We start from the raw sequence: 383 nt of genomic DNA on the forward strand, positions 1-383 counted from the left end.
GGCAAAGGGCTGGTCGATCCGCTCGAAGTGCTACGCGCGTTCGAGACGCTGCCAGTTCCGATCGTCGCAGCCGTCAATGGCACCTGCCTCGGTGGCGGCTTCGAAGTGGTGCTCGCTTGCGACTACAGCGTGGTCGCCGAATCAGCCAAGATAGGTTCGGTCGAGGTCGCGCTCGGCCTGCATCCGTTGCTTGGCGGTATCCAGCGTCAGGTGGTGCGGGCGGGACCGGCCCGCGCAAAGGAGATGTCGATGCTCGGCCGTCGCTATGACGCGGCAACGCTTGAACGCTGGGGCCTGATCAACCTGGTGGTGCCCGACGACAAACTCGACGAGGTTGCGCTGTCGGTCGCTCAGGAACTGGCCGCCGGCCCGACCGTTGCGCA

1 protein-coding gene is annotated in these 383 nt (G+C 65.8%); it reads left to right on the plus strand.

The annotated features are described in order from the left end of the window. A partial coding sequence (locus ACYP5B_RS39865) for an enoyl-CoA hydratase/isomerase family protein (protein ID WP_459573314.1) occupies positions 1–383 on the plus strand: 383 nt, incomplete at both ends.

The organism is Cupriavidus sp. 8B (genome assembly GCF_054589115.1).